General features: G+C 65.8%; 30 protein-coding genes. 16 read left to right on the forward strand and 14 right to left on the reverse strand.

What is annotated here, in order from left to right; all coding sequences use genetic code 11:
• The first annotated feature begins 77 nt into the window (after positions 1–77).
• The 4 genes from BLR24_RS07705 (at position 78) to BLR24_RS07720 (ending at position 2,349) form a co-directional block, all read left to right on the forward strand.
• The gene (locus BLR24_RS07705) at positions 78–701 is read left to right on the forward strand and encodes a DUF938 domain-containing protein (protein ID WP_093015171.1); all 624 of its coding nucleotides are present in this window, start codon (positions 78–80) and stop codon (positions 699–701) included.
• An 11-nt stretch (positions 702–712) separates the two neighbouring features.
• Entirely contained in the window at positions 713–1,108 is a 396-nt protein-coding gene (locus tag BLR24_RS07710; protein WP_093015174.1) for a hypothetical protein, read from the forward strand.
• A 25-nt stretch (positions 1,109–1,133) separates the two neighbouring features.
• On the forward strand, positions 1,134–1,436 hold the full coding sequence (locus tag BLR24_RS30360) for a hypothetical protein (protein WP_139188738.1): 303 nt from the start codon (positions 1,134–1,136) through the stop codon (positions 1,434–1,436).
• A 118-nt stretch (positions 1,437–1,554) separates the two neighbouring features.
• Entirely contained in the window at positions 1,555–2,349 is a 795-nt protein-coding gene (locus BLR24_RS07720) for an SDR family NAD(P)-dependent oxidoreductase (protein ID WP_093015180.1), read from the forward strand.
• A 30-nt stretch (positions 2,350–2,379) separates the two neighbouring features.
• Here the strand turns inward: BLR24_RS07720 and BLR24_RS31015 are convergent, their stop codons facing one another.
• The 5 genes from BLR24_RS31015 to BLR24_RS07740 all read right to left on the reverse strand — a co-directional run bounded on the left by BLR24_RS31015 (position 2,380) and on the right by BLR24_RS07740 (position 6,660).
• The gene (locus tag BLR24_RS31015) at positions 2,380–2,790 is read right to left on the reverse strand and encodes a serine hydrolase domain-containing protein (protein ID WP_254787207.1); all 411 of its coding nucleotides are present in this window, start codon (positions 2,788–2,790) and stop codon (positions 2,380–2,382) included.
• A gap of 68 nt (positions 2,791–2,858) precedes the next feature.
• A complete protein-coding gene (locus BLR24_RS07725) occupies positions 2,859–3,956 on the reverse strand; it encodes a serine hydrolase (RefSeq protein ID WP_254787208.1) in 1,098 nt (365 codons plus the stop codon).
• 135 nt (positions 3,957–4,091) lie between these two features.
• On the reverse strand, positions 4,092–4,868 hold the full coding sequence (locus BLR24_RS07730) for an extensin-like domain-containing protein (RefSeq protein WP_093015183.1): 777 nt from the start codon (positions 4,866–4,868) through the stop codon (positions 4,092–4,094).
• Between the two features lie 41 nt (positions 4,869–4,909).
• Positions 4,910–6,103 carry a PrsW family intramembrane metalloprotease gene (locus tag BLR24_RS07735; RefSeq protein WP_093015186.1) on the reverse strand — a complete coding sequence of 398 codons (1,194 nt, stop codon included), beginning with the start codon at positions 6,101–6,103 and terminating at the stop codon, positions 4,910–4,912.
• Complete coding sequence (locus BLR24_RS07740; protein ID WP_093015189.1) at positions 6,100–6,660, reverse strand: hypothetical protein; 561 nt, start codon at positions 6,658–6,660, stop codon at positions 6,100–6,102. The genes BLR24_RS07735 and BLR24_RS07740 overlap by 4 nt, the downstream gene beginning before the upstream one ends.
• 102 nt (positions 6,661–6,762) lie before the next feature.
• Between BLR24_RS07740 and BLR24_RS07745 the strand changes: the two genes are divergently transcribed.
• From BLR24_RS07745 to BLR24_RS07780, 8 genes are all read left to right on the forward strand, one after another.
• Entirely contained in the window at positions 6,763–7,284 is a 522-nt protein-coding gene (locus BLR24_RS07745) for a C40 family peptidase (RefSeq protein WP_093015192.1), read from the forward strand.
• A gap of 130 nt (positions 7,285–7,414) precedes the next feature.
• Positions 7,415–7,822: a hypothetical protein gene (locus BLR24_RS07750; RefSeq protein ID WP_093015194.1), complete on the forward strand. Its 408-nt coding sequence runs from the start codon at positions 7,415–7,417 to the stop codon at positions 7,820–7,822.
• A gap of 161 nt (positions 7,823–7,983) precedes the next feature.
• On the forward strand, positions 7,984–10,050 hold the full coding sequence (locus BLR24_RS07755; RefSeq protein ID WP_093015197.1) for a carbon starvation CstA family protein: 2,067 nt from the start codon (positions 7,984–7,986) through the stop codon (positions 10,048–10,050).
• A gap of 8 nt (positions 10,051–10,058) precedes the next feature.
• Positions 10,059–10,265: a YbdD/YjiX family protein gene (locus BLR24_RS07760; RefSeq protein WP_093015200.1), complete on the forward strand. Its 207-nt coding sequence runs from the start codon at positions 10,059–10,061 to the stop codon at positions 10,263–10,265.
• A gap of 156 nt (positions 10,266–10,421) precedes the next feature.
• Complete coding sequence (locus BLR24_RS07765; RefSeq protein ID WP_093015203.1) at positions 10,422–11,657, forward strand: glutamate carboxypeptidase; 1,236 nt, start codon at positions 10,422–10,424, stop codon at positions 11,655–11,657.
• 123 nt (positions 11,658–11,780) lie between these two features.
• Positions 11,781–12,200 (forward strand): SEL1-like repeat protein, encoded by a 420-nt coding sequence (locus BLR24_RS07770; RefSeq protein WP_093015206.1) that lies wholly within the window; start codon positions 11,781–11,783, stop codon positions 12,198–12,200.
• Between the two features lie 6 nt (positions 12,201–12,206).
• Positions 12,207–12,650 carry a DUF1161 domain-containing protein gene (locus BLR24_RS07775; protein WP_254787209.1) on the forward strand — a complete coding sequence of 148 codons (444 nt, stop codon included), beginning with the start codon at positions 12,207–12,209 and terminating at the stop codon, positions 12,648–12,650.
• Positions 12,651–12,689: 39 nt separating this feature from the next.
• Positions 12,690–13,550: an alpha/beta hydrolase gene (locus BLR24_RS07780; RefSeq protein WP_093015212.1), complete on the forward strand. Its 861-nt coding sequence runs from the start codon at positions 12,690–12,692 to the stop codon at positions 13,548–13,550.
• Positions 13,551–13,568: 18 nt separating this feature from the next.
• On the opposite strand, the gene metC is transcribed toward BLR24_RS07780, so the two are convergent.
• The 4 genes from metC to BLR24_RS07800 form a co-directional block, all read right to left on the reverse strand.
• Entirely contained in the window at positions 13,569–14,774 is a 1,206-nt protein-coding gene (gene metC / locus BLR24_RS07785; RefSeq protein ID WP_093015215.1) for a cystathionine beta-lyase, read from the reverse strand.
• A gap of 43 nt (positions 14,775–14,817) precedes the next feature.
• Positions 14,818–15,828 (reverse strand): Bug family tripartite tricarboxylate transporter substrate binding protein, encoded by a 1,011-nt coding sequence (locus tag BLR24_RS07790; RefSeq protein WP_093015217.1) that lies wholly within the window; start codon positions 15,826–15,828, stop codon positions 14,818–14,820.
• A gap of 64 nt (positions 15,829–15,892) precedes the next feature.
• Positions 15,893–17,473: a rhodanese-like domain-containing protein gene (locus BLR24_RS07795; protein WP_093015220.1), complete on the reverse strand. Its 1,581-nt coding sequence runs from the start codon at positions 17,471–17,473 to the stop codon at positions 15,893–15,895.
• Between the two features lie 96 nt (positions 17,474–17,569).
• Complete coding sequence (locus BLR24_RS07800) at positions 17,570–18,160, reverse strand: mercaptosuccinate dioxygenase (protein WP_093015223.1); 591 nt, start codon at positions 18,158–18,160, stop codon at positions 17,570–17,572.
• A gap of 108 nt (positions 18,161–18,268) precedes the next feature.
• Here BLR24_RS07800 and BLR24_RS07805 point away from each other — a divergent pair, with 108 nt between their 5' ends.
• Positions 18,269–19,141, forward strand: coding sequence for a LysR substrate-binding domain-containing protein (locus BLR24_RS07805; protein ID WP_093015226.1), 873 nt, complete (start codon positions 18,269–18,271; stop codon positions 19,139–19,141).
• Between the two features lie 13 nt (positions 19,142–19,154).
• Here the strand turns inward: BLR24_RS07805 and BLR24_RS07810 are convergent, their stop codons facing one another.
• Genes BLR24_RS07810 through BLR24_RS07820 form a run of 3 tightly spaced genes read right to left on the reverse strand, consistent with a single transcriptional unit; the run spans position 19,155 to position 21,592 of the window.
• Entirely contained in the window at positions 19,155–19,985 is an 831-nt protein-coding gene (locus BLR24_RS07810) for an urease accessory protein UreD (RefSeq protein ID WP_093015229.1), read from the reverse strand.
• Between the two features lie 39 nt (positions 19,986–20,024).
• Positions 20,025–20,549 carry a nucleoside deaminase gene (locus BLR24_RS07815; protein ID WP_093016279.1) on the reverse strand — a complete coding sequence of 175 codons (525 nt, stop codon included), beginning with the start codon at positions 20,547–20,549 and terminating at the stop codon, positions 20,025–20,027.
• Positions 20,550–20,557: 8 nt separating this feature from the next.
• Positions 20,558–21,592 carry an ABC transporter substrate-binding protein gene (locus BLR24_RS07820; protein ID WP_093015232.1) on the reverse strand — a complete coding sequence of 345 codons (1,035 nt, stop codon included), beginning with the start codon at positions 21,590–21,592 and terminating at the stop codon, positions 20,558–20,560.
• A gap of 331 nt (positions 21,593–21,923) precedes the next feature.
• On the opposite strand from BLR24_RS07820, the gene BLR24_RS07830 reads away from it, so the two are divergent.
• A complete protein-coding gene (locus BLR24_RS07830) occupies positions 21,924–23,006 on the forward strand; it encodes an aromatic ring-hydroxylating dioxygenase subunit alpha (RefSeq protein WP_093015238.1) in 1,083 nt (360 codons plus the stop codon).
• A 12-nt stretch (positions 23,007–23,018) separates the two neighbouring features.
• On the opposite strand, the gene BLR24_RS07835 is transcribed toward BLR24_RS07830, so the two are convergent.
• A complete protein-coding gene (locus BLR24_RS07835; protein WP_093015241.1) occupies positions 23,019–24,320 on the reverse strand; it encodes a D-amino acid dehydrogenase in 1,302 nt (433 codons plus the stop codon).
• A gap of 129 nt (positions 24,321–24,449) precedes the next feature.
• On the opposite strand from BLR24_RS07835, the gene BLR24_RS07840 reads away from it, so the two are divergent.
• Entirely contained in the window at positions 24,450–24,917 is a 468-nt protein-coding gene (locus BLR24_RS07840) for a winged helix-turn-helix transcriptional regulator (protein ID WP_093015244.1), read from the forward strand.
• Between the two features lie 56 nt (positions 24,918–24,973).
• Positions 24,974–25,372, forward strand: coding sequence for an OsmC family protein (locus tag BLR24_RS07845; protein WP_093016281.1), 399 nt, complete (start codon positions 24,974–24,976; stop codon positions 25,370–25,372).
• A 19-nt stretch (positions 25,373–25,391) separates the two neighbouring features.
• Here BLR24_RS07845 and BLR24_RS07850 read toward each other — a convergent pair whose 3' ends face one another.
• A complete protein-coding gene (locus BLR24_RS07850; protein ID WP_093015247.1) occupies positions 25,392–25,724 on the reverse strand; it encodes a winged helix-turn-helix transcriptional regulator in 333 nt (110 codons plus the stop codon).
• Positions 25,725–25,807: the final 83 nt, after the last annotated feature.

The following is a 25,807-nucleotide window of genomic DNA, read 5'->3' on the forward strand; positions in this document are numbered from 1 at the left end:
AGACATCGTCGCGACCGACAAGTGCCTCGCCCTATGGTCCTGATACCCTCCAAACCGACCATCCAAACCCAATACCGATGCCCGACCTTCCGCACAGCCCAGCCGCCGACCGCAACAAGCAGCCCATCCTCGATGCATTGACCCGCATCCTCGGTGAGCGCGGCACCGCACTGGAGATCGCATCCGGCACAGGCCAGCATGCTGCCTGGTTTGCGGCAGCAATGCCCCAATGGATCTGGCAGCCCACCGACGCGGACGCACGCATGATCCCCGCGCTGGCAAGCCGCGTTGCAGAAGCCGCGCTGCCCAATCTCCATGCGCCACTCCTGCTCGACGTGATGGCGTCTCAATGGCCATCGCAGGGTGCCGCTTTCACCGAAGAAGAAAAGAAGTTCGATGCGATCTTCTGCGCCAACATGCTGCACATCGCGCCCTGGGCCACATGCTCCGCACTGATGCAAGGAGCGGCGCGCCATCTGCTTCCTGGCGGGATGCTGATCACGTACGGGCCGTACTTCGAAGAAGAAATCCCGGCGGCGCCGAGCAACCTGGCGTTCGACGAAGACTTGCGCGCCCGCAATTCCGCTTGGGGCATACGCCGCCTGGAGGACGTCGCGGCAGAGGCGCATCGCGCAGGCCTTGCATTGCGAGAGCGGCATGCGATGCCCGCGAACAACTTGCTGTTGGTCTTTGGCTTCTAAGGTCGAGGGTCATGACGCTCCCGCGCCATCGCAGCCTGAACGTACAGGAGCAAAACGCCTTGGTAGAAGATTCGATTCGGCGAGGGGCCATGCGCTGGCGACAGAAACCTCTTCCTGAAGCGCTCAAGGTTGTCGGTCTCGAGCGAGGCGTTCGGTGGGAGAAGTCCATCGTCGTTGATCTGGATATCGACTTCCCCGGAATGCCAAGGCTGTTCGGCCTGTTGCTCACGCAAGATGAGAGATTCGTGCACTTCGAAATCGACACAGACGAGACTCATGAGGTCGTTGAATCGGTGGAAGCTTGGGAAGACGTGACCGCGACTCAGAACACGGGTCTGCACAATCGCGGTGTCGGTGCGGGGCGTGGAGCCATCGCAATCAAGGTGCTTCGAGCACTCAACAGCTAGAGAGTCAAACCCAAGGGTCACGACCGTGAGCAAACCCGTTACTCCCGAAATCGTCGTCGAACTGGAACTGCATGACGCGGCCGGGGGCGGCCGACAAAGACCATTGAATGAAGGCGAATACCGCGGTGTCTTCCTCGTCGGCGAGCAGGGTTTCTCGATTCGATTCGTCGTTCCTCTGACATCCAGCGAAGGAAAGTTGCAGAAATTCGGCGTTCAGTTTCTTGTCCCGGAAGCGGCTCTGCCTCATTTTCCAGTGGGAGCCTCGTTTTCGATGTGGGAGGGACGCGTCATCGGACATGGCCGAGTATTGGAGATCCTCGCAACATGAACACGATGCGCTTTGTCGCGTCGGGCGGCAATTCCGCGTGTGTCATTTCCATAGTCACTCTGGAAGAATGGCTCCCATCGCTAGCAACCGACTTCGTCCACCGCAAAAACTCCCATCCATGACCGATCTCTCCACCCCCTCCCGCGTCGCCGTCGTCACCGGCGGCGCGCGCGGCATCGGCCTGGCCATTGGCCGCTGGTTCCTGGCGCACGGCTACAACGTTGCGCTGCTCGACATCGATGCCCTCACGCTCGATCAGGCGGTTGCCGAACTGGCCGCGCCGGAGCGGGTGCTTGGTGTGCACTGCGACGTATCGAATCCTGCGCAGGTGGGCAGTGCCGCGAAGGCCGTGGTCGCGCGCTTCGCGCAGGTCGATGCGCTGGTCAACAACGCGGGGGTGGCGGTGTTCAAGCCGGTGCTCCAGACCTCGTTCGAAGAATGGCGCACGGTGCTCGGCACGAATCTCGACGGCGCGTTCTTGTGCACGCAGGCGTTCGGCGCACTGATGGCGGAGCGCGGGCGCGGCGCGGTGGTCAATGTCGCCTCCATTTCCGGCCTGCGCGCGAGCACGCTGCGCGTCGCCTATGGCACCAGCAAGGCGGCCCTTATCCATTTGACCAAGCAGTACGCGGTCGAGCTGGGCAACGCCGGGGTGCGCGTGAACGTGATCGCGCCGGGGCCGGTGGAAACCGAGATGGCAAAGCTCGTCCACACGGTGGCGATCCGCTCCGACTACTACGACGCCATCCCGCAGGGCCGCTACGGCACGCCGGAAGAGATGGCCAACGCGGTGGGCTTTTTGTGCAGCGACGAGGCCAGCTTCATCAACGGTCAGGTGCTGGCCGTGGACGGTGGCTTCGATGCCGCGGGGGTCGGCTTGCCGACCTTGCGCAAGGGACCGCCCGCGTCCTGAAACCTGCTCGCTTGCCTGCCTGCCTGCCTGTCAGCGTACGCGGGGCACCGCCGTCGTCAGCAGCGCAAGCGCCTGGTTCAGCGTCGAGATCGCGAAGCGCTCTCCCTTCGAATGCCCAATGCGCACCACGATGAGATCGTGCGACGGAATCACCAGCACAAACTGGCCCCCGGCGCCGAGCATGTAGTAGGCCGACGTCGGCATGGCCAGCGAGCCCATCCCGTTGATCCAGAAGAAGCCGCCGTAGATCGGGCGCTTGTCCGCTGCCCAGGCTGGTGCAACGCTGCTCACAAAATTGACGAAGCCCTCGGGAAGAAGGCGCTCGCCGTTCCACACGCCGTCTTGCAGGTAGAGATTGCCCAGGCGAGCCCAATCGCGCGCCGACATGAAGTCGTAGCCCTGCGTGAGAAAGTTGCCGTAGGGGTCGGTCTCGATCACCATCGAGCGGATGCCGATCCTGTCGAAGAGTGCGCGCTGCGGAAACGACAGGTACTCTTCTCCGCGCTTTTCTACGCGAGGCGAACCAGGTAGTTTGCAAGTACCGGATCGGTATTGCGGTAGCGGCCCACCGCGCCCGGAGGCCATTGCTGAGGGCGAGTGGCGGCGTAGTTGAACGCATTGATGCGGCCGGTGTAGTAGTAGATGTGATCGGGGTAGGTGCCGTTGGGATCGAAGTCCGGATCGTCCGGCGCCTTGATCCGCAGTCCGCTCGACATCTGCAGGATGTCCGAGATCTTGATCTTCTTTCGCTCATCGCCAGTGGCTTGCCACTCGGGAATCGGCGCCGGCTGGTCGAGCTTGTACACGCCTTGCTTGATCAGCAAGCCCATCATCGTGGCGACGACGCTCTTGCCCATGGACCACGATTCGAGCGGCGTCGTTGCACCGATGCCGTTCATGTAGCGCTCGGCAATGATGCGTCCCTTGTGCGTGACCACGAAGGCCGATGTGTAGGCCTCCGAAACGCCGAATGCGGCGTCCACGGCCTCGTTCACCTTGGCCATGTTGACTTCGGCCGGCGGCGGGTCGCCCGGCAGCACATCGCCCATCGGCCAGGGTTGAGTGGCGGGGTCGGGCAGCGTGCTCTTGACCACGACGGGCGTGAAGAAAACATCGTCCCTGCCGGCCGGCAGCGTGACGCAGCCTTGCGAGCCGAAGTGCCGCGCCACCAGCGTCGGACCATTGGGAATCGAGATGCGAACTTCCTTCTTCACGCGGTCGACCACGGGCTTGCCGACGTTCTTGCGCTGGTCGTACGGTCCTACGAAGTAGCCGAGGCTTTCAGCGGCTACGTCGGGGTCGATGCCCGTGATGAACACTGCGGAGCACATCGTCTTGGCATAGCCGGAGGTGTTGTGCTCCAGCACGTTGCCGGGCGGCGGCACATAGGGCGTGTTCAGTTCGAGCGCTCGTGCGCGGGCAATGAGCGCGTCGCGTTCCGGCAACTGTGCCGTGGTGTTCGGCGCGGCGGCCAATGGAACGCCGAAGCCGATTCCCCCGCCACCGCCACCGCCACCACCTCCGCCGCCACCGCAAGAGGTGAGGACGGCCGCGATGCCCAAGGCCGCGGCGGTCGTGGTAACTGAACGGCGAATCGAGAACTTCATTGAGGTCCTTGCTGGCATGCGTCAACACCGGCGGCATTCTGAGTGAATACCTTATGACCGCCTAGCTCTTTCAACGGCAGCGCACGCGGTGTAGCTCCAAGGTTCTCCTTTGGGGTCAAGGAAGGCAGAACATCGCTAGCGGCACATGTCGTACCCGCCGGTCTCCAGGTGAAAGTGGTCGTTGTGCACGGCGTTGTAGTCGGGGCTCAGAACGCCATTGAAGAAGCGGCACGCGCCGCGGTGCACGTCGAGCAGGAGCATTGCAGCGGGGTCGCCCACGCTCGTGGCAACGTCGCGCGGCCAGGATTGCAGCACCGAGATGCGGCGGCCATCGGCCAGCGTCAAGGCCGCCACGTCCAGTGCATCGGCGGTCGCATGCCGGCTGCGCGAAGCGCCGGGCACGGCGCCTTCGCCACGGTTCACGTTGCGGCAGGCATAGCTGCCAAGGTGATCGATAGCCACCACCGGTTGGCCGAAGCGCTGCATGGCGGCGGGCTGCAACGCGTGGTGCTCCCACATGAAGAAGGACAGCGCCATCGGGCAGCTGAGCGAAGGCGCGGTGCCGAGGCGCACGCCAGCAGTGCGCAGCCTGACGGCGTTCTGAAAGCCGCAGCCGACTCCCGTCACGCGGTCGGGCAGCAGGTCGTATTGCATGCCGGTTTGCGCCAACGCCGCAAGGCAGCGCGCCGGGTCGCGTCGGGCCCGTGAAAGCTTGAAGCCTGTCAGCCAGTCTGGCTCGGCCGCCACGTCGAGTGGCGCCCATGGATTGAAGCGCTCCGGAATCTCGACCGTGCCGGTTGCAATGGCCCATGCACCCGCGGCGAGGACGGCACAACACACGGCAGCCAAGGCGAGCCAGCGCTTGCGGCGCGAAGGCGTCGGCTTGATCGGATCATCAGCATGAGGCGCCATGCAGCAGACCTCGCCCGTTGTATCTTTAGTGGCTCGTCGCGTCAGGGCTGCACCGCAACCAGCGGGTCCAGCTCGGCCCGGATGCGCCGTATCGCCACTTCATGCCGCAGCGTCTGCGCGCCGCGGCCGTAGGTCATCGCTTTCCGGATCAGCCGCAATTGCTCGCGCTGCAATTGCGTCTTCAGCAGCCTGGCACGCAGGCCGAAGGTCCAGCCGATCTGCCTGCGGACCCTGTAGCGCAACAGAGGCGCACCCAGCCGCAGCCATTCGTCGTCACGGATCAAATCGCGCTCCGGCACGAAGTAGGCTGCAAGCGCATGGAGGTACGCGCCGTTCTCGCGGGCGGCTTCGCGCCAGAAGAGCCAGGCCGCGGCCATCGCCGGAATGCCCTTGATGACGAGCAGTACCGCCATCTCGCCGTAGCCGCCATCGAAGAGGTCTTCGAGCCACGGCGAGTTCCAGATGAAATGCATGGCCCACGCGAGCACGAAGCACAGCAGGGCACAGGCGATCCTCACCGCCATTGGCCGCTCGGGGTGCAGCAGAAACCATGCAACGCCGAAGGATGCGATCGTCGTGTAGGCCGCGTGGCTCCACAGTCCGCTCAGCAGCCCGCGCGTCAGCAGGTTGATGAGCACCGGATACACCTGGTTCTCGAGCGGAAAGTGCATCGATGCATTGACGGTGTACGTGAGGTTCTCGACCACCTGGAATCCCAGCCCCGTCATGGCACCGACGATCAGCACTGACAAGTAGGTCTGGAACTGGTTGCGCGCCACCAGCACCAGCAGCACGACGCCAGCAAGCTTCAAGAACTCCTCGGTGATCGGCCCCGCGATGGCCGGCCCCCAGGCCGCGACGAAATCCGGCGACACCAGCTTGGCGCACAGGCTTTGAATGGCGATGTTCGCGGGCGCGGCAAAGTACACGGCGCCCAGTCCACCCCATGCAAAGGCCAGCGCAAAGGCCTCCGGCGGGTGCTGTTCGAGCAAGTCCAAGGCGCGAAAGACGAGAAGAAAAACCAGCGTGTAGATGGCCCACACCAGGATGCCGAGCAAGGCGGTGATGGGGACCACGCGGAATCCCATCGAGAACATGTTGACCGTGTAGAACAGGCCATTGACGATCAGCGCCGCCAGCACCCAGAAGGCCGCGCGATGCGGCTGAAAGAACGAGTCGGTGCCAATCGGCCAATCGCCCTTGTCCTGCTGCTCGGCGACGTGGAGAAGGCTCACAGCGGCGCCTCCAGGTCCATCGATTCGAGCATGCTCCGCGCCTCGGCCATTGCTTCGTTCAGGCCGTCGGTGGCGCCGTAGAAGTCGATCTGCACCAGCGACCGGCGCCGCAGGTCGACCACTTGCCAGAAGCGACCCGCCAGCTTCGATCCATAGTAGGCAAAGGTCTTACCCTGCAGGCCCCAAGTCGTGACGAAGTCCGACGGGTCGCCGTCGATGCGCAATCGCTGGCCGCGCTCCATGAGCCGTTGCTGCCGCACCAGCGGTCCGTCCGGCCCACCCGCCCATGGGCCGGTGGTCACCAGAAACTTGTGGCCGCCCTTGAACAGCATCAGCGACCGGCCTGCCTTGGAGCGGGACACGTCCATCTCCCAACCGCTGGCGGGAACGAACCGCGCGTGCCCGATCTCGATCATTTCGCCGGCAGGCAACGGCCGGTTGGCGGGCGTGTGCCTGTCCCAGAACACGAGGCCGCCCACGTAGCCTGCAATGGCCAGCAGAACGGCGAGCGCACCTGGCCAGGTGCGGTACGGGATTCGGCGTGAGGGCTCGGGCATGTTTTGATCGTGCCATATCCATCTGTTGCGCGGGCTCCTTGCCTTGGCCGGATCGGTCGCTCGCGTTAGAGTCCGGCCACGTCCACAAGACCGCCAACCCACATGCCCGACGCACTCGCAGTACCCACGCCACGTCCCCGCATGCCACTGTTGCTGCTTCGCCTGCTTTCCATCGGCGCCTGCCTCCTGGCGCTGGGCTGCGCGAGCCCGCGGGCGCCGCCACCGTCGGCCGGCTACAGCAGTTCGCCGCTCAGCTCCGAGGAATCGAACAGCGTCGCGATCCATGCCCTCGGCCTCGTCGGCACGCCGTACCGCTACGGCGGCAATACCCCCGAGGGCGGCTTCGACTGCAGCGGGCTCATTGGCTACGTGTACAAGAACAGCGCGGGCCAGGCCACGCCGCGCACCGTGGCGCGCATGGCGGCGTTCGGCCGGCCGGTGTCCGCGTCGGACATCCGTTCGGGCGATTTGGTGCTCTTCGGCGCGTCCACGCCAACGCATGCGGGCATCTACGTGGGGGCAGGGCAGTTCGTGCATGCCCCATCGACCGGCGGGGAGGTGCGGCTCGACCGGCTGGACGGTATCTACTGGTCGCGCCAACCCATGCAGGCGCGGCGGCTCTAGGCCCCGAAAACGCCAGTCAATCCAACTTAACGGATTGGCGTAGTCATTGGTCTACAGGGATGCCTGCCTTGGGGCCGCCTGATCGGTGTGGCATGCTGTGCCGATGTCACCGAACCTCCGAGAGGTCCCTATGAAAAAACTCATCGTCCTGGCCATTCTGGGCCTTGCCACCACGCTTCCGGCGCTTGCGCAGCGCGATCCCGACACCTACGAGCATGACCGCCGCTACTGCGCCAGCGGTCGCTCCGGCGTCGACTTCAACACCTGCATGTGGCGCGTCCAGCGCGACCGCGAGGAGCGCTATGAACGCCGCGAGCAGCGCGCCTACGAACGGGAGCAGCGCCGCGATTACGACCGTCGCGAGCGCTGGGCCGAACAACCGCCACCGCCGCCAGCCTATCGCCAGTGGGACACTCCGCCTCCCGGCGAGCAGCCGAGGCTGAGCGACATGCAGCAGCGCGCGCTGGACAACTGCAACCTCCTGGCCCCGCGCGACCAGCCTCGCTGCCGCGCGACGGTGATGTCGACCGTCCGTTGACGCCGCTGCTCGCATGAGGAACGAGGAGCGCCGCGGGCGCATGGCCGGCGCTAGGGTTTTCCATTAAGAATTCCCACGCATAGCGCCCACGCGGTCCGACGGATGCGGCTTCGAGGCTGGCGGGGAACACTCCCGGTTCCAATACCGAGGAGACATTCCCAATGCACAGCATCCGCCGCCACCTGGTGTGGCTCGTCGTGGCCGTGGTCGGCGCATTCGCGCTGGGCACCGTCGCCCTCACGCGTGGTGAAAGCGTCAACGCCCTCTGGGTGGTGACCGCCGCGATCTGCACCTACCTGATCGCCTATCGTTACTACAGCCTCTTCATCGCCGAGAAGGTGCTGGGGCTCGACAGCAACCGCAAGACGCCGGCCCATCGCCACAACGACGGGCTCGACTACGTTCCCACCGACAAGAACGTGCTGTTCGGCCACCACTTCGCGGCCATTGCCGGTGCCGGCCCGCTGGTGGGCCCGGTGCTCGCCGCGCAGATGGGCTACCTGCCGGGGCTATTGTGGGTGCTGGCCGGCGTGGTGTTCGCGGGCGCGGTGCAAGACTTCATCATCCTGTTCATCTCCACGCGGCGCGACGGCCGCTCGCTCGGCGACCTCGTCAAGCAGGAGATGGGCACCGTGCCCGGCATGATTGCACTGTTCGGCACCTTCATGATCATGATCATCATCCTCGCGGTGCTGGCGCTGATCGTGGTGAAGGCGCTGGCCGAATCGCCGTGGGGCACCTTCACGGTGGCGGCCACCATTCCGGTGGCGCTCTTCATGGGCGTGTACCTGCGCTTCATTCGACCGGGCCGCATCGGCGAGGTGTCGCTAATCGGCTTCGTGCTGCTCATGCTGGCCATCTTCGGCGGCCAGGCCGTGAGCCAGAACCCCGTGTGGGCGCCGCTCTTCACCTTCGACGGCAAGGCGCTCACGTGGATGCTGGTGGGCTACGGCTTCATCGCCGCCAGCCTGCCGGTGTGGCTGCTGCTGGCGCCGCGCGACTACCTGTCGACCTTCCTGAAGATCGGCACCATCATCGCGCTGGCCCTTGGCATCGTGTTCGTCATGCCGACGCTGCAAATGCCCGCGCTCACGCAGTTTGCGCAAGGCGGCGGGCCGGTGTGGGCGGGCAGCATGTTCCCGTTCCTGTTCATCACCATTGCCTGCGGCGCGGTGTCGGGCTTTCATGCGCTGATCTCCTCGGGCACCACGCCCAAGATGCTCGACAACGAGCGCCATGCGCGCTTCATCGGCTACGGCGGCATGCTGGCCGAATCGTTCGTGGCGGTGATGGCGCTGGTGGCGGCCTCGTGCATCGAGCCCGGTATCTACTTTGCAATGAACAGCCCTGCCGCGCTGGTGGGAAGTACCGCGCAGCAGGCCGCGCAAACCATCTCGAGCTGGGGCTTCGTGGTCACGCCCGAGATGCTGGTGCAAACCGCCAAGGACGTGGGCGAAAGCACCATCCTCGGCCGCGCGGGCGGTGCGCCCACACTCGCGGTGGGCATGGCCCACATCCTTCACCAGGTGATCGGCGGACAGGCCATGATGGCCTTCTGGTATCACTTCGCGATTCTGTTCGAGGCGCTCTTCATTCTCACGGCCGTGGACGCCGGCACCCGTGCGGGCCGCTTCATGCTGCAAGACCTGCTGGGCAGCTTCGTGCCCGCGCTCAAGCGCACCGATTCGCTGCCGGCCAACCTGATTGCCACGGCACTCTGCGTGGCGGCATGGGGTTACTTTCTCTACCAGGGCGTGGTCGATCCGCTGGGCGGCATCAACACGCTGTGGCCGCTCTTCGGCATCTCCAACCAGATGCTGGCCGCGGTGGCGCTGCTGCTCGGCGTGGTGGTGCTGTTCCGCATGAAGCGCGAGCGCTATGCCTGGGTGGCCATTGCGCCGGCCACGTGGCTGCTGGCCTGCACGCTCACGGCGGGCTGGCAGAAGATCTTCTCGCCCGACCCGAAGATCGGCTTCCTCTCGCATGCGGCCAGGTACACCGAAGGCCTTGCCAACGGCGTGCTGGTGGCGCCGGCCAAGACGACCGAAGCCATGTCGCGCATCGTCTTCAACGACCGGCTCGACGCCGCGCTCTGCGCGCTCTTCATGTTCGTGGTGCTGAGCGTGCTGGTGTATGCCGTGAAGGCATGCTTCGCGGCACGCGCGGCCAACCGCCCCACCGCGCAAGAGACGCCTTTCGAACCGCTCGCCGTATCGGCGGCGCGCTGAACGAAGCCATGGGTCTCGCAATGCCGGAAGCCGGGCGCTACTTCGCCCGCTCGCTCAAGCAGTCGCTGCGGCTCATGGTCGGCATGCCCGACTACGATGCCTACCTGACCCACATGGCGGCCACCCACCCGGACCGCCCGCCGATGAGCTACGAGGCGTTTTTTCGGGAGCGGCTCGAGGCGCGCTACGGCGCCGGCAAGGGCCGCTGCTGCTAGGGCGCAGGGCCCGCTTGTTGCTTGTTCGCTTGACCCGCGCGGAACGCGGGTGATAGCCTGCGATCGCCCGCGAGAAGCGGGCTTTCTTTCGCCCAAGCTCGAACGAACGAACAACAGAACGGACCTATGACCTTTCAGAAGCGCCACCCCTTCTCCATGAAACCCGCGCTGCTGCGCACCGCCTGCCACGGCATGGTGCTGGCCTGTGCACTGCTGGCTGGCAATGCCATGGCCCAGAAGCCGCACCAGGCGGCGCTGGACGCCGCCACGCAACAGAAGGAAGAAGCGCTCAAGCTGTTGGAGCGTATGGTCAACATCGACTCCGGCTCGGCCAGCACCGAGGGCCTGGACAAGGTGCGCGGGATTGCCGTCGACGAGCTGCGCAAGCTCGGCGCTCGCATCGAGACCTTTCCCGCGGAGCCGCATCCCGGCACCAACGTGGTTGCCACGCTCACCGGCCAGGGCAAGAAGAAGATCCTGATCCTCGCCCACATCGACACCGTGTTCAAGGAAGGCACGGCCGCAGCCAAGCCGTTCTACATCAAGGACGGGCGCGCCTACGGCCCCGGCGTGATGGACAACAAGGGCGGCGTGGTCGCCGGGCTGCAGGCGTTGAAGATCCTGCAGAAGATCGGTTTCAAGGACTATGGACAGATCACCTTCCTTATCGACACCAACGAAGAAGTGGGCTCGGTCGGCACCAGCGCGCTGATCGAGCGCGTCGCCAAGCAGCATGACGTGGCGCTGAACCTGGAGCCGGGCCGCCCGGCCGACGGCCTCGTGGTGGAGCGCAAGGGCTCGGCCACGGCTCTCATCGAGGTGAAGGGCCTCGCCTCGCATGCGGGCGTGGCGCCCGACGCGGGCCGCAATGCCGCCATGGAAGTGGCGCACCAGGTGCTGCAGCTTTCAAAGACGGGGGATGCCGCAAAGAAGACCACCGTGAACTTCACGGTGCTCACGGCCAACGGCCCGACCAATGTAATTCCCGCGAGCGCCAGCGCCAAGGGCGATGTGCGCGCCGCCACGCCCGAAGAGCTCGACCGTGTCGAGAAGGACCTCGCTCGCATCTCGCAGAACAAGCTGATCCCCGACACCGAAGTGCGCGTGCGCCTCATCCGCGGCCTGCCGCCGATGCCGCGCTCGCCTGCGTCGGACAAGCTGGTCACCATGGCCGAGGGCATCTATGCCGAGATCGGCAAGAAGCTCACCATCGAGAGCAGCGGTGGTGCGGCCGACGCCAGCCTGGTGGCGGGCGTGGGCGTGCCGGTGCTCGACGGCTTCGGCATCGTGGGCGGCGGCATCCACACGCCGGAGGAATACGCCGAGGTCGAGAGCGTGGTGCCGCGGCTCTATCTGCTGTCGCGGATGCTGATGGACCTGAGCGCGAATTGAAGCTTGGCAGGCGCAGGCGCAGGCTCAGGCGCCGCCTGAGCCTGGCTGTGCGAATTCCAGTTTCTTTTTGCAAGCGCTTGCTGCCACGATGCCCTCCACACAACTCAATGGTGGAGAACATCGATGGCATCCGAACTGAACCAGATCGTGAGCTGGTCGCTGCGCTGGCGCATCTTTCTTGCGGGCGCGCTGTGCGTCGGGGCAGCACTTTCCGCGGCGCAGCCGCCCGACGCGAACATCGTGCTGCATGCCGAGCAGCGCTTTCAGCTGGCGCTGGAAGCGCAAGCGGCCCGCGACTACCGGGCCATGCTCGAGGAACTCCGGCGGGCGGCTGCTGAAGATAACGCCGAGGCGCAGGAGATGCTCGGCATGGTGCTGCTGGCCGGCCCGACGCTGTACGGCACCGAGGTGAAGGCCGACCGCTGCGAGGCCCGCCGGTGGATGCTGCGGGCCGCATCGCAGGGCAGCGATACGGCCAGGGTACAGCTCACCTTCCTGAACAGGCTGCGCCAGTCTCCGGCCGGGAGAAACGTCTGCGAGTGAGCATGCATGCCGGGGACGGTGACGTGCGGTTACCTGGGTGTGCGCGAGGATGTCTCATCGGTGAATGCCGAGCTAGACTGTTGGATGACGAAATCCTCGGCACAGGCCGACTCATCAATGAAACTCTGGTCGATATCCATGGTGCTTGCTTTTGCTGGCGCCGCCCACGGCGCTGAAAACTGCGAAGCCCTGCGCACCCAGATCGAATCGAAGATCGCCGCGTCGGGCGTGACGCGTTTCAGCGTGATCACCGTCGATGCCAACGCACAGGCCGATGGCCAAGTGGTGGGCAGCTGCGATCTTGGCAGCAAGAAGATCATCTATCAGCGCGAAGGCGCTCCCGCAGCGGACGGCGCCTTGACGCGACCAGCGCCAGCACCTGCGAACGAACGCATCCTGACGGAATGCAAGGATGGCACGGTGACCGTCGGCGGCAGCTGCAAACAATAAGCGGCAACCCTGGCGTCGCACTTTTTTTCGGAGCTCACCTTGTCCCGCAAAGTCTCTCGCATCGCACTCTCGGTTTCGGCCGCCGCGGTTGGCAGCATCGCCGCTTACTGGACCATCCTGGCCGCACGCCAGGGACACATCCTCTTCAATGTCAGAAAGCATCCGGTCGTTCATCTGTCCGACCACTTTTCCACCTACTCGCATACGGTGCCGGGCGGCATGGTCCGCGGCTACGTCTATCACCCGCAGGGCGAAGACTCGCTGCAAGACCTGTTCATCTATTTCGCGGGCCGCGGCGAGGACGTGCGCGCCACTGCGCAGGCGCTGCACTGGCTGCCCGAGGGCTTCGGATTTGCGGCAATCAACTATCGGGGCGTGGCCGATTCGCAAGGCCATCCTTCCGAGATCGCCTCGGTGGCGGACGCGATCCAGTTTGCCAGCCACTTGCGCAAGGCTTTTCCCAAGGTCCGCCTGCACGTGGTCGGGCGCAGCCTGGGCACGGGCGTGGCCATCCAGCTGGTAGCGCAGCAGCATTTCTCCAGCTTGCAACTGGTCACGCCCTACGACTCGATGCTCGAAGTGGCGAAGCGGCGCTTTCCGCTGGTACCGCTGTCGCTGCTGCTGCGGCACCGGTTCGATTCGCTCATGCATTGCAAGGAGGTGGCCGCGAAAACCCAGGTGCTGCTGGCCGAGAACGATAACGTCGTGCTGCCCGAGCGCTCGCAAAAGCTCATCGCGGCCTGGCCGACGCCCATCAGCGTGCAGACTGTTCCGGGTTCCGACCACCACAGCATCATGGGACTCGAATCGACCTGGCTTCACCTGGTCGACTTTGCGCTGACGGCGATTCTTCCTGAACCCGAGCCTGAGCCAGAACCGGTTGAGCCGGTGGCGGCCTGAGCCGGCAAAGTAACCCGCTCAGCCTGCGCTCAAGGCGGTAAACGCGCGTGCCAGATCGGCCAGCAGGTCCGAAGGCGCTTCGAGTCCCACATGCAGTCGCACCACGGCGCCGCGCGCGCTCCAGTCGGTCACGCTGCGGGCCACGCGCATGTTGGCCCAGGCCACGAGGCTTTCGTAGCCGCCCCACGACGAGCCCCGGCCGAACAGCGAGAGGGCATCGACCATCCGTTCGACCGCGGCGTTTCCGATGCCGGGTTGCAGCTCGAACGAGACCAGCCCATTGGTGCCGCGGCAATCGCGCCTCCAGAGTTCATGGCCCGGGTGCTGCGGCAGCGCCGGGCAGAACACCGCGGCCACTTCGCTCCGCGCCTCGAGCCAACCTGCCACTGCTAGCGCATGCCGCTCGTGCATCTGCAGCCGGGCCGACAGGGTGCGGATGCCGCGCAGCACCAGCCATGCGTCGTCGGGGCTCACCGTCATCCCGAAGGCGTCGCAGCGCTCGTTGAGCGGCTGCCAGGCTTCGCGCGTGGTGGCGACCGTGCCCATCATCACGTCGGAATGGCCCGAGAGGTATTTGGTGGCGGCCATCAGCGAGATATCGGCGCCCAGCGCAAGCGGGCGGTATTGAACGCCCGAGCCCCAGGTGTTGTCCGCGGCCAGCAGTGCGCCGCGCGCGTGGGCCAGCTCGGCCAGGCGGGGCAGGTCGCACATCTCGTACACCAGCGAGCCCGGGCATTCGGCATACACGAGCCGCGTGTTCGGCTCGAACAGTTCTTCCACGCCGCTGCCGTCCGCCGCGAAGAAGGTGCAGCGGATGCCGTAGGGGTCGAGAAAGGAATGCACCAGGTTGCGCGCCGGCTCGTAAACGCTGTCCGACATCAGCACGTGGTCGCCGGGCTTCAGGTACGACAGCAGCACCATGCCGATGGCCGCGAGGCCAGTGGGAAAAAGGCGCGTGCGATAGCCGCCTTCGAGTTCGCTCACCGCATCTTCGAGCGCGAAGGTGGTGGGCGTGCCGCGTGCGCCGTAGCTGAAAACGCGCTCGTCGCCGCGCCGTGCGCGGGCATCGCGCATGTCGGCCACGCTGTCGAACACCACGGTGCTCGCGCGCACCAGCGGCGGGTTGACGGGCTTGCCGCCGGCATGAAGCGACTGCTTGCCGGTGTGGGCAAGGCGCGTTTCCAGCGCCTGCGCGGCGGCATCGGTGTGCGAAGAAGCGGGCATGGTGATGAACGAAGGGCGTGGTTCGCAGGGCCTCTATGTTGCGTCAATCGGCTTTTGCGCCGGAGAGCTTGACGATGCGCGACCAGCGATCGATGTCCTGGCGCAGCTGCGCGGCAAAGGCTTCGGGCGTGTTGGCCACCACTTCGCTGCCGCCGTCGGTCACGAGCTTGCTCACTTCAGGCAGGCGCAACGTGCGCACGATGGCTTCGTTCAGATAGGCCACGCGCTCGGGCGGCGTGCCGGCCGGCGCGAAGAAGCCGTACCAGTCTTCGAAGCGGGCATTGGCATAACCCAGCTCCTCGAGCGTGGGCGCCTTGGCGAACACGCCGATGCGGCGCGGGCTGGTGACCGCCAGCACGCGCAGCTTGCCGTTCTGCACCATGCCCGCCACCGATGCGGTGGAGGTCACGAGCACGTCGACCTGGCCGCCGAGCAGATCGGTGAGCGCGGGGCCGGCGCCCTTGTAGGGCACGTGGGTCATGTCGACGCCACTGTCCTTTTGCAGCACCACGCCGACCATGTGCGAGAGCGTGCCGTTGCCCGGCGTGGCATAGGTGACCTTGCCGGGGCTGGCCCTGGCGCGACTGGCGAGATCGGCAAAGGTCTTGTAGGGCGAACTGGCTTCGACCACCAGTGCAAGCGGTGCCGCGTTGACCTGCGTGATGGGCATGAAGTTCTTGAGTGGATCGAAGCCCGGCGCCGAGTAGAGCGAGGGGTTCACCGCCATGATCGACACCTGCGAGGTGAGCACCGTGTAGCCGTCGGGCTTGGCCTCGGCCACCGACTTGGCGCCGATGTTCCCGCCCGCGCCGCCGCGGTTGTCGACCACCGCGGCCTGGCCCATGATTTCCGGCAGCCGCGTGGTGACCAGCCGGGCCGTGGCGTCGTTGCCGCCGCCCGGTGGAAAGGGCGAGACGAATTTCACCGTCTGCGAGGGAAAGCCGTTGCGCGCCGGAAGCGGCTCGGCCGCGGCAGGCTGCAGGGCCATGGCCGCCAGCCATGCGGCAACGACGGAGAGACGGGCAAGGCCCGGAAGGCGATCGGCAGACGACATGGCAGGACTCCTGGAATAGGAACAGACAGCGGCGAAGGAATGGAAGAAGCGATGCGAAACCGGATCAGGCGCGCGGCGCGGCGGGCAGCCTGAAAGCTGCGCGCTCCGCCGCGTCAAGCTGCGCGACCAGCCCGGTTTCCCAAGCCAGGTAGCGGCGCGCCGCTTCCTTGTTGCCGTCGTGGCGGTCGTGCACGAAGAACAGATAGTCGATGCATTCCGCATCGACGGGGAGCTCGGGCGTTGCTTCCACTGGCAGCCCGGCGCCGCGCCATGCGGCCATGCCGCCTTCGAGCAGCAGCGGAGCGGGCGAACGGCCGGCCAGCTCGGAAGCCGCGGCCCACTCCGCGAGCGCGCCGTCTTCGGCCAGCAGCACCAGTTGCCGCGTTTCGCTTTTCACGTCGTTGGCGAGCCGCGGGCGAATGGACCAGCGTGCCTGCGGAATGTGGCCGGCGCGGAACTGCGTGCTCGGGCGCAAGTCGATCAGCGCCACGTCGCCTCGATCCAAACGGGTGGACAGTGCTTGCGCATCGATGGTCCTTAGAGCGGGAGCCGCGGGAACGGTCGCGGACGAAAGAGCAAGCCCACTCTCGAGGCCGCCCTCGAGCACGCTCGCGTCGTGCCCCATCTGCCGAAGCCAACTCGCAATCGTCGGCGCGCGCACGCCGTCGTTGTCGAACAGCACGAGCCGCGCGCCGCGCACGCCGACGTACTGGTCTCCGGCTTGCATCAGCTGGCCACCGGGCGCGTGCTGTGCGCCCGGCAGGCTGCTGGCCGCGAATTCTTCGGGCGTGCGCACGTCGCAGAGAAACAGGGTGCGGCCCGTATCGCCGGCCCATTGCTGCACGGTTTGCGCGGTGACCGTGGGCACGCCGAAGCGTTCGGCCAAGGCTTGCGCGGCGGGCCGAAGATCGGTGTCGCCGCTGTCCACCGGATAGCGGCGCGTGCCGCCGTGCTCCAGCGCGTGGTCGTTCAGGTACCAGCCCTGCGTGCCGTTCTCCAGTACATAGACGGGGTTGGGCAGGCCGAGGTTGATGAGCGTCTGCGCACCGATGATGCTGCGCGTGCGGCCCGCGCAATTGATCACGATGGGCGTGGTGGTGTCGGGCACCAGACGGCGCACGCGGTAGGCGAGTTCGCCGTTGGGGCAGCAGGTGGCTGTGGGGATGTTCATCTTGTGGAACTCGCTCACGGGCCGGCCGTCGAGCACCACCACTTTTTCGTTGCGCGCAAGCATGGCGGCCAATTGGTCGGCACTGACGCGGGGCGTGTGATAGACCTCTTCGGCCAGTTCGCCGAAGGTCTTCGAGGGCAGGTTGACGCCCGCGAAGAGCGCATGACCCGCGGCCTTCCAGGCGCGGGTGCCGCCTTGCAGCACATGCACGTCGGTGTAGCCCAGGACCGCGAGCCGCCGGGCGGCGCGCTCGGCCACGTCGGATTCGCCATCGTCATACGCGACCACTCGCACGCCGCGGCGCGGCACCAGGCGCGGCGCATCGAGTTCGAGCCGGCTGAAGGGCAGGGGGGTGCCGTAGAACAGGTGCGCCTCGCCGTACTGGCCGTGCTCGCGCACGTCGAGCAGCGCGATCTCGCCGCCGTCGTGCAACCAGGATTTGAGGGTCTTCGGATCGATATGAGAGGTCGTCATGGGTCAGGAGAAAATCGATGAAGCGGAAGCGGCAGGGCGAGCGACTCCGTGCGGCGCCGCACCGCGGCCCGCATCGGAAAATGAATTAGGGGACGTCTAGCGGCGCGTCTGCACGCCGATGCCCATCGTCTGGTACGTGCCCGCGGCCAGGTCGTACGCGGTGCGCTGGTTCAGCGTTTCGAGCGCGCGGCCGTACATGTGCAGGTGGCGAATGACCTGCTCGCCCTGGATCTCGACCGAGTGGATGTCTTCGGGCATGAGCGCGATGCCTTTGCCCGGTTCGACCACGACCAGCGCGGTCTCATCGAGCTTGCCGACGCCGGGTACCGAGCCGTCGTCGCGGCGCTCGTACACGCGGTTGTGCTCGGTGCCTTCCACCGCGGCAATGCAGGCCCAGGTGGTGTGGTTGTGCGGCACGATCTTCTTGCCTGGCCGCATCACGTTGAGGTAGAGCGCGTAGCTCTGGTCCGGGTCTTCGGCAATCAGATAGCGGGCCTGGTGCTCGCCGGCTTCGGGCGCCGGAAAGTCGGTGGCACCCCAATAGTCGGTGCGCGCGGCCAGCCCTACCAGCGCGTCGAGCACCGCATCGAGCTTTTCGCGGGTCGGTTCAGCGCCGCCAATGGCTTTCTTCATCTGGTCGATGGACGCGGCAACCGCTTCGCGGCGCTGGTCGGACAGGGTGCTCATGCAGGTTTCTCCAGTGGGGATGCTTGTCTTGGTGTGCATTCACTTTAGTGACGCGGGAGTGACCCGACAATCCAGCCGGCGCACGAAATACATCAATAAAATTAATGTATGCCCACGCTCGATCTTGAACTGCTGCGCTCCTTCGTGGCAGTTGTCAGCCACCGCAGCTTTGCGGCCGCCGCCGTGCACCTGGGGCGCACGCAGTCGGCCATCACGCAGCAGATGCAGCGGCTCGAAGAGCAGGCGGGCCACCCGCTGTTCGCCAGGCAGGGCCGGCAAAAGCGGCTCACCGAACATGGCGAGCGGCTGCTGACCTACGCCCACCATCTGCTCGCGCTCAACGACGAGGCGCTGCGCAGCCTCCGGCAGGGCGAACTCGAAGGCAACCTGCGCATCGGCGCGCCGCACGACGTGGCCGAGACCATGCTGCCGTTGCTGCTGTCCGAGATAGCGCGCACCTCGCCGCTGTTGCAGCTGGACATCCACATCGGCCGCAGCCCCTACCTCATGACCTCATTGAAGAGCGGCGAGGTCGACATGATCATCTCGAACCGCGCCGATCCGCAGTTCGACGGCGTGGTGCTGCGCAATTCGCCGACCGTGTGGCTCTGCGCGGCAAGCTATGTGCACGACCCGGCCAAGCCGGTGCCGCTGATCATGGCCGACGGTCCCAGCATCTTTCGCCGCATCGGCCATGAGGCGCTCGATGCCGCGGGCGTGGCATGGACGCCGCGCTACACCTCGTCGAGCCTGATCGGCATCAAGGCGGCATTGCGCGCGGGCCTGGGCGTGACGGCGCGCGGGGTTGAGCAACTGGATGCGGGCCTGCGTGTGCTAGGCGCGGGCGACGGCATGCCGCGCTTGCCCGACCTGGCCTACTACCTGTATGTGCGCAGCCACGTGGTGAACCCGGTCACGCGGCAGGTGTTCGAAACCTTGAAGAAGCACCTTCGGCTGCCACGCACCGACATGCCGGCCTGAACCCTTGATGCTTCTAGGTGGCCCAGATGCGCGGAGAACTCGCGGGCAACTGCCACAGCTCGGCGCGCCATGCCTGCCACACCTGCCGCAGCAGCTGCATCGCGGGCTCGACCACCGGCGCGAGCACGCGCAGCACGACGATCTCGGCATGCGGGCTCGTCGCGCCGGCACTCTCCTGCAGGCCATGCGCATCGATGGCCGTGCGCGCGAGGGCAAGCAACGCCTCGCGCCGTGCCTTCGTGGACGGAGTGCCCGCCACGAAGAACAGCGAGGCGATGCAGCGGTGCCCGCCGAAGCCCAGCGGGCTTTGCAGCAGCCGATGGTCCGCCGCATCGATGCGGCCGCGCTCGAGCCAGACGCCGGGCACTTCGATGTGCTGCAGATAGGTGCCGCGCTCGAATGGCTGGTTGGCATTGGGCAAGCCGAGCGCCGTCACGTCCCAGCCGATCATTTCGGCGCCGGGTTCGGCCTCGATGGTGAGCCGGTTCTCGGCCCGGCAGCCGCTGTAGCAGATAGCCTCCAGCGGCAGCCATTCGAGCCGCGCGCCCCTGGCAAGCCGGATGCGCGTACGCTGCAGCGCCAGTTCGCCTTCAGAGCGGTAGAAGCGCGACGCGCCGGGCGTGGTGATCAGGCCGTGGCTCCCGTCTGCCGCCTCGATGTCAATGTCCAGCGTGTCGCCGCCCACCAGCCCGCCCGGCGGATGCACCAGCACGTTGTGGCAGATCGCGTCGCCCTCCGGATAGAGGCTTTGCAGAATTCGAAGCGGCCCGTCATGCCGAAAGCGCGCGACGCTGCGAGCGGATTCGTGCCGGTAATCGAGGTGGAGACGTGCGTGCCAGGACATCCAACGAGTCTATTCGCCCCGGACGCTTCTCCTGTGGACCTAGCTGACCCAGGCCCCATCGTGGGCGGCGCTCGCTTCGTCGATCAGCGCGGGGCCGATGCATTCGATCGGGTGTGGAGAGGCGTGGAACACGTCGCGGCACGACAGTTCCGCATCGCGCTGGTCCTGCCGCTCGCCGCGGAACACGCGCAGCCGCTCCGCATCGATGCCGTACACCACGCGGCCGATGTTCGACCAGAAGATGGCGCCCGCGCACATCACGCAGGGCTCGCCCGATGCATAAATGGTGGCGCCGGCGAGCTCCTCGCGAGTGAGGCCGCGCCCCGCGAGCGCGCGCAGGGCATTCACTTCCGCGTGCGCGGTGCAGTCGCCGGTCTCGGCATTGCTGTTGCCCGCTTCGGCCAGCACTTCGCCGTCGGCCGAGACGATGAGCGAGCCAAAGGGCCGGTTGCCTCGGCGTCGAGCCGCATGCGACCAGACGATGGCCTTGCGAAGGTAGCGTTCGTCGCGCTCGTCGAGCGTGGTTTCTTCAGGGAATGCGATATGGCTGCCAGCGGAATTCATGTCTTCGATCATGTCTTGAGTGGGGTTCGTTCGCTGCGCAATGGCAGCATCGAAGTATTGAAGATCGCGTCAGACGCGGGCTTGACCTTGAGGCCGAATACTTCGACGACCTCGTCGACCTGCAGCTCTAGCGTGAGCTTGTTGATTTCGCCCAGGCCGTGGCTTCGCGTATCGGCGGCGCCCACATATTGCGCCGTGACGCCCCAGCGTTCAAGCTCCATCCTTTCGTCGAGGATGGGTTCGCGCTGGCGCAGGGCCGCAATGCTGGGCGCGGGGTTGGCAAAGGTCTCGACGATAGCGCGGTTGGTGGCGCGCAGAAAGGCCGCAACCAGCTTCGGATTTTGCGCGATCAGGTTGCTGCTCGCGAGAATGGCGTTGCCGTACAGGTTGACGCCCGCGTCCGCATACTTGAGCACAGAAAGCTCCTCCGGCTTCATGCGCGCAAAGAGCGAAATCGCCGAGTCATGAAAGTAAGTGGCGGCATCCACGTCGCCGCGCACCATCACGTTGTCGCGCGCGCTGAAGTCCGTCGTCTGCCACTGGAACGCATCGCTGCGCATGCCTTGCTTGCGCGCCACCATCGGCCAGGCGCGGCGGGTGGATTCGACGGCCGCGGCCGCCACCTTCTTGCCCGCAAGGCTCTTGAAATCGTTCGTCACACCGCGGTCCTTGCGGCCGATGATGACGAAGGGCGCGCGGTTGTAGTACTGGTACACGGCCTGGACCATCGGTGTTCCGGGGTTCTGCGCATTGAACTCCACCAGCGAACTGATGTCGCCCAGGCCCATCTGGTAGACGCCGCTCGCAATGCGCGTGATCGAGGCGACCGATCCGGCGCCGGTATCAATGGTCACGTCGAGCCCTTCATCCCTGTAGTAGCCCTTGCTATGCGCAAGAAAGAATGGCGCGGTCTGACCGTTGATGCGGAAGTCGAGCGTGAACTTGAGTGGGGTCAGCTTGCCGCCGCCCTGGGCGAACACGGCAGGGGCGGCGAGAGGGAGCAGGGTGGCGGCGCTGGCGCCAAGAAAAAGTCGACGTTGCATGTGGGCCTCGGAATCATTGCGAGTCTTGAATCCCCCGCACAAGGCGGAGGCACTTCAAGAGCAATTTCCGGGCGGGCGCACAACGGTGGTGCGTGCGCTGCTGAACGCTTCTACTCTTGCGCGAGTTCATGCACGAGCCATGCCAAGCTGCATGCCACCGTCTTTTGCTCGGGCATTGCGACCAAGGCTTTGAAGTGGCGCCGGCCCGCGCCACAATGCGGGCGCGCAATTTGCAAGGCAAATGGCGCAGAGTAGAAGCGTTCAGCCCCCGCGGCAGGAAATTGCTCTTTCAAGTTCGTACGTACCCACGCGCAACCGAAGGAGTCCACGCATGCTCGTCACCCAACAACCCGTCTTCCGCAAGTTCTGGCATGCCGTCATGCCGCTGACCGAACTCGCCAACGGCCCGAAGCCTTTCAGGCTGCTGGGCGAAGACATCGTTCTATTCGTCGACGCCGCCGGCCAGCCGGCCGCCTTGCGAGACCGCTGCTGCCATCGCACCGCGAAACTTTCGAAAGGCTGGTGCGTCGATGCCGAAGGCCAGGCCTGCGGGCAGGGCGCCATCCAGTGCGGCTATCACGGTTGGACCTACGACCGCAGCGGGCAGGTGATCCGCATTCCGCAGTACGAGGCCGACCGAAAGATCTCGCCGGAGTACCGCACCACCGCCTACCGCTGCACCGCGCGCTATGGCTACGCGTGGGTGGCGCTGGAAGAACCCATTGCCGATATTCCCGCCGTTCCGGAGTTCGACGATCCGGGCTACCGCACCATCTTCCAGTTTTATGAAGAGTGGCAGACCAGCCCCATGCGCGCACTCGAAAACTCTTTCGACAACTCGCATTTCAGCTTTGTGCATCGCGCCACCTTCGGCGTGGCTGCGAGCCCGAAGCCGAGCAAGTACGAACTGGTGGAAAACGAGGGCGGCTTCTATGCCGAGACGGTGATCGAGGCGGTCAACCCGGTCAAGTTTCACGCCATCAGCGGCGTGACCGACCCGATCACCACGCGCCACATGCGCAACGCCTACTTCCTGCCGTTCTCGCGCCGGCTAGACATCGAATACCCGAGCGGCGTGCGCCACATCATCATCAACTGCTTCACGCCCATTGATGACGGCCGCATGCAGCTGTGCCAATGGCTGTTCCGCAACGATACCGAGGCCGATTGCACCGCGCAGATGCTGATCGATTTCGACGAGGCGGTGACGCGCGAGGACAAGGACATCCTCGAATCGACCGACCCCGATGCGCTGGTCGACACGCGCCGGCGCGGCGTCGAGTATTCGATGGAATCGGACCGGCCCGGCATGCTGATCCGCAAGCATCTGATGCAGCTGCTTGCGAAGCACGGCGAGGCGGAGGTCTACCGCGGCATGACGAGCGCGACGATTCCGATTGCAAAAGCCGCCTGAGCGGCCGCCGCATCAAGCGTGTGCCGTTGCCGGGTTCGGGCGCGCTGCGCGCGGCGAGCCCTGCGCGTAGCGGTCCATCGCCAATCCGTCGGTGCGGATTTCCGGACGCTGGCCGGTCACGAGGTCGGAGATGAGCTTGCCCGAGCCGCAAGCCATCGTCCAGCCGAGCGTGCCGTGGCCGGTGTTGAGGAACAGGTTCGCATAGCGCGTGGCGCCGACGATGGGCGTGCTGTCGGGCGTCATCGGGCGCAGGCCTGTCCAGAAGGTGGCGCGGGGCAGGTCGCCGCCGGGGAACAGGTCGCTCACCACTTTTTCTAGTGTGGCGCGGCGGTGCGGGTTCAGGCGCAGGTCGAAGCCGCCGAGCTCGGCCATGCCGCCCACGCGAATGCGGTTGTCGAAGCGCGTGACGGCCACCTTGTAGGTTTCGTCGAGCACGGTCGATTGCGGCGCCAGCGATTCGTCGAGCAGCGGCACGGTGAGCGAGTAGCCCTTGACGGGGTACACCGGGATGTCGAGGCCCAGCGATGCGATGGCGGCGCGCGAATAGCTGCCGAAGGCCATCACGTAACGGTCGGCCGTGAGGATCTTGCCGGCGCTGGTGCGCACGCCCGTGATGCGGTCGCCCGCCATCTCCAGGCCTTCGACCGCCTGGCCGAAGCGGAAGTCCACGCCCATGCCGCGTGCGATGTCGGCGAGGCCGCGGGTGAACAGGTGGCAGTCGCCGGTTTCGTCATTGGGCAGGCGCAGGCCGCCCGTGAGGCGGTCGCGGGCGCCGGCCAGCGCGGGTTCGACGCGCGCAAGCGCATCGCGGTCGAGCAGTTCGTAGGGTACGCCGCATTCCTCGAGCACCGCGATGTCGCGCTGCACCGCATCGAGCTGCGCCTGGGTGCGGAACAGCTGCAGCGTGCCGCCGGTGCGGTGCTCGTAGTCGAGGCCGGTTTCCGCGCGCAGCTGCTGCAGGCAGCCGCGGCTGTATTCGGCCACGCGCATCATGCGTTCCTTGTTGACGGCGTAGCGCTCGGGCGAGCAGTTGCGCAGCATCGCCGCCATCCATCGCAGCTGGAACAGCGTGCCGTCAGGCCGGATCGACAGCGGCGCGTGCTTCTGGAACATCCACTTGATGGCCTTGAGCGGAATGCCGGGCGCGGCCCATGGCGTCGAGTAGCCCGGCGACACCTGTCCGGCGTTGCCGAAGCTGGTTTCTTCCGCGGGGCCGGCCTGCCGGTCGAGCAGCGTCACGTCGGCGCCGGAGCGCGCGAGATAGTAGGCCGTCGTGGTGCCGATCACGCCGCCGCCAAGAACGATGACTTTCATGGGTATTTACGCGAATGAAGGTGAATGCATGGAATCTAAAGCGCACAATGCAGTGGATTCCATCGTTTTTGTAGATTCTGCAGTGAAATCCGCTGCGAAGAATCGCCTTCATGCCCCGTGCGAAGTGAAATGCCCGAACTCGACCGCATCGACCGCAAGATCCTCGACCTGCTGCAGCGCCAGGGCCGCATTTCCATGACCGAACTCGCGGAGCGCATCGGCCTGTCGGCATCGCCTTGCGCCGAGCGCGTGAAGCGCATGGAGCGTGAGGGCGTCATCAGCGGCTACCACGCGCACGTGTCGCCCGAGGCGCTGGGCAAGACGCTTCTGGTGTTCGTTGAAATCAAGCTTTCGGCCAAGTCGGGCGACGTGTTCGACAAGGTGCGCAAGGAGCTGCTGCACATGCCCGAGGTGCTCGAATGCCACTTGGTGTCGGGCAGCTTCGACTACTTGGTGAAGGCGCGCCTGCGTGGCATGAGCGAGTACCGGCACCTCTTGGGCGACATCCTCAAGAAGCTGCCCGTGGCGGCCGAGTCGCACAGCTACGTGGTGATGGAGGAGATCAAGGAAACGCTGATGCTCGCGGTGGACCGCTGAGCGATTTGCTTGCGGGCTACGATGGCGCCGCATTCACACCCCACAAGGACATCGGCATGAGCATCACGGTCCGGCGCGACGGCACCACGGGTACGCGTCACATCCTCAAGATCCGCAACCATGAAATTGCCATCGACGCCTCGCCGGCCGGCGGCGGCAGCGATGCGGGGCCGGAGCCCCACGACCTGTACGACGCGTCGCTGGCCGCCTGCAAGGCACTCACCGTGCTGATCTATGCGCGGCGCAAGGGCATGCCGGTGGAAGACATCGAGGTGGTCGTCGATCGCGACGACACCGAGGAACGCAAGGGCGTCTACCGGCTGAAGTCGAGCCTGCGCGTGACCGGCGAACTCACCGACGCTCAGCGCGACGAACTGCTGCGCGTGGCGGGCAAGTGCCCGGTGCACCGGCTCATGACCGAGGTGAAGACCGAAATCGAGACGGGCTGGGCCTGAACGGCACCGACATCGCCGTTCAGCGCGCGGCGCTCACGCGCTTGGCGTAGCGCTCGCCCCAATCGGCCAGCGGCCCGAGCGCCGCATTGAGCGTTGCGCCCAGTTTCGTTTCGGAGTAAACGACTCGCGGCGGCACTTCGTGGAACGCCTCGCGGTTGACGATGCCGTCGGCCTCCAGCTCGCGAAGCTGCTGGATCAGCATCTTCTCGCTGATGTCGGGCAAGAGCCGTTTCAGCTCGCCGAAGCGGCGTGGCTGCGCATGCAGCTCCCACAGGATCACCGCCTTCCACTTGCCGCCGATCACTTCGAACGCGGGCCCGATGCCGCAGTTGTAGGGCTTCTTTGCTTTCATCCGACGTTCCAATAAATACGTTTTGGTAAGTACCTCACTTTATGGTAGGTACTTGACCATTGGCAAGTGCGATTCCTACGATG

It is taken from the genome of Variovorax sp. OV700, assembly GCF_900099805.1.
Lineage (GTDB): Bacteria > Pseudomonadota > Gammaproteobacteria > Burkholderiales > Burkholderiaceae_C > Variovorax.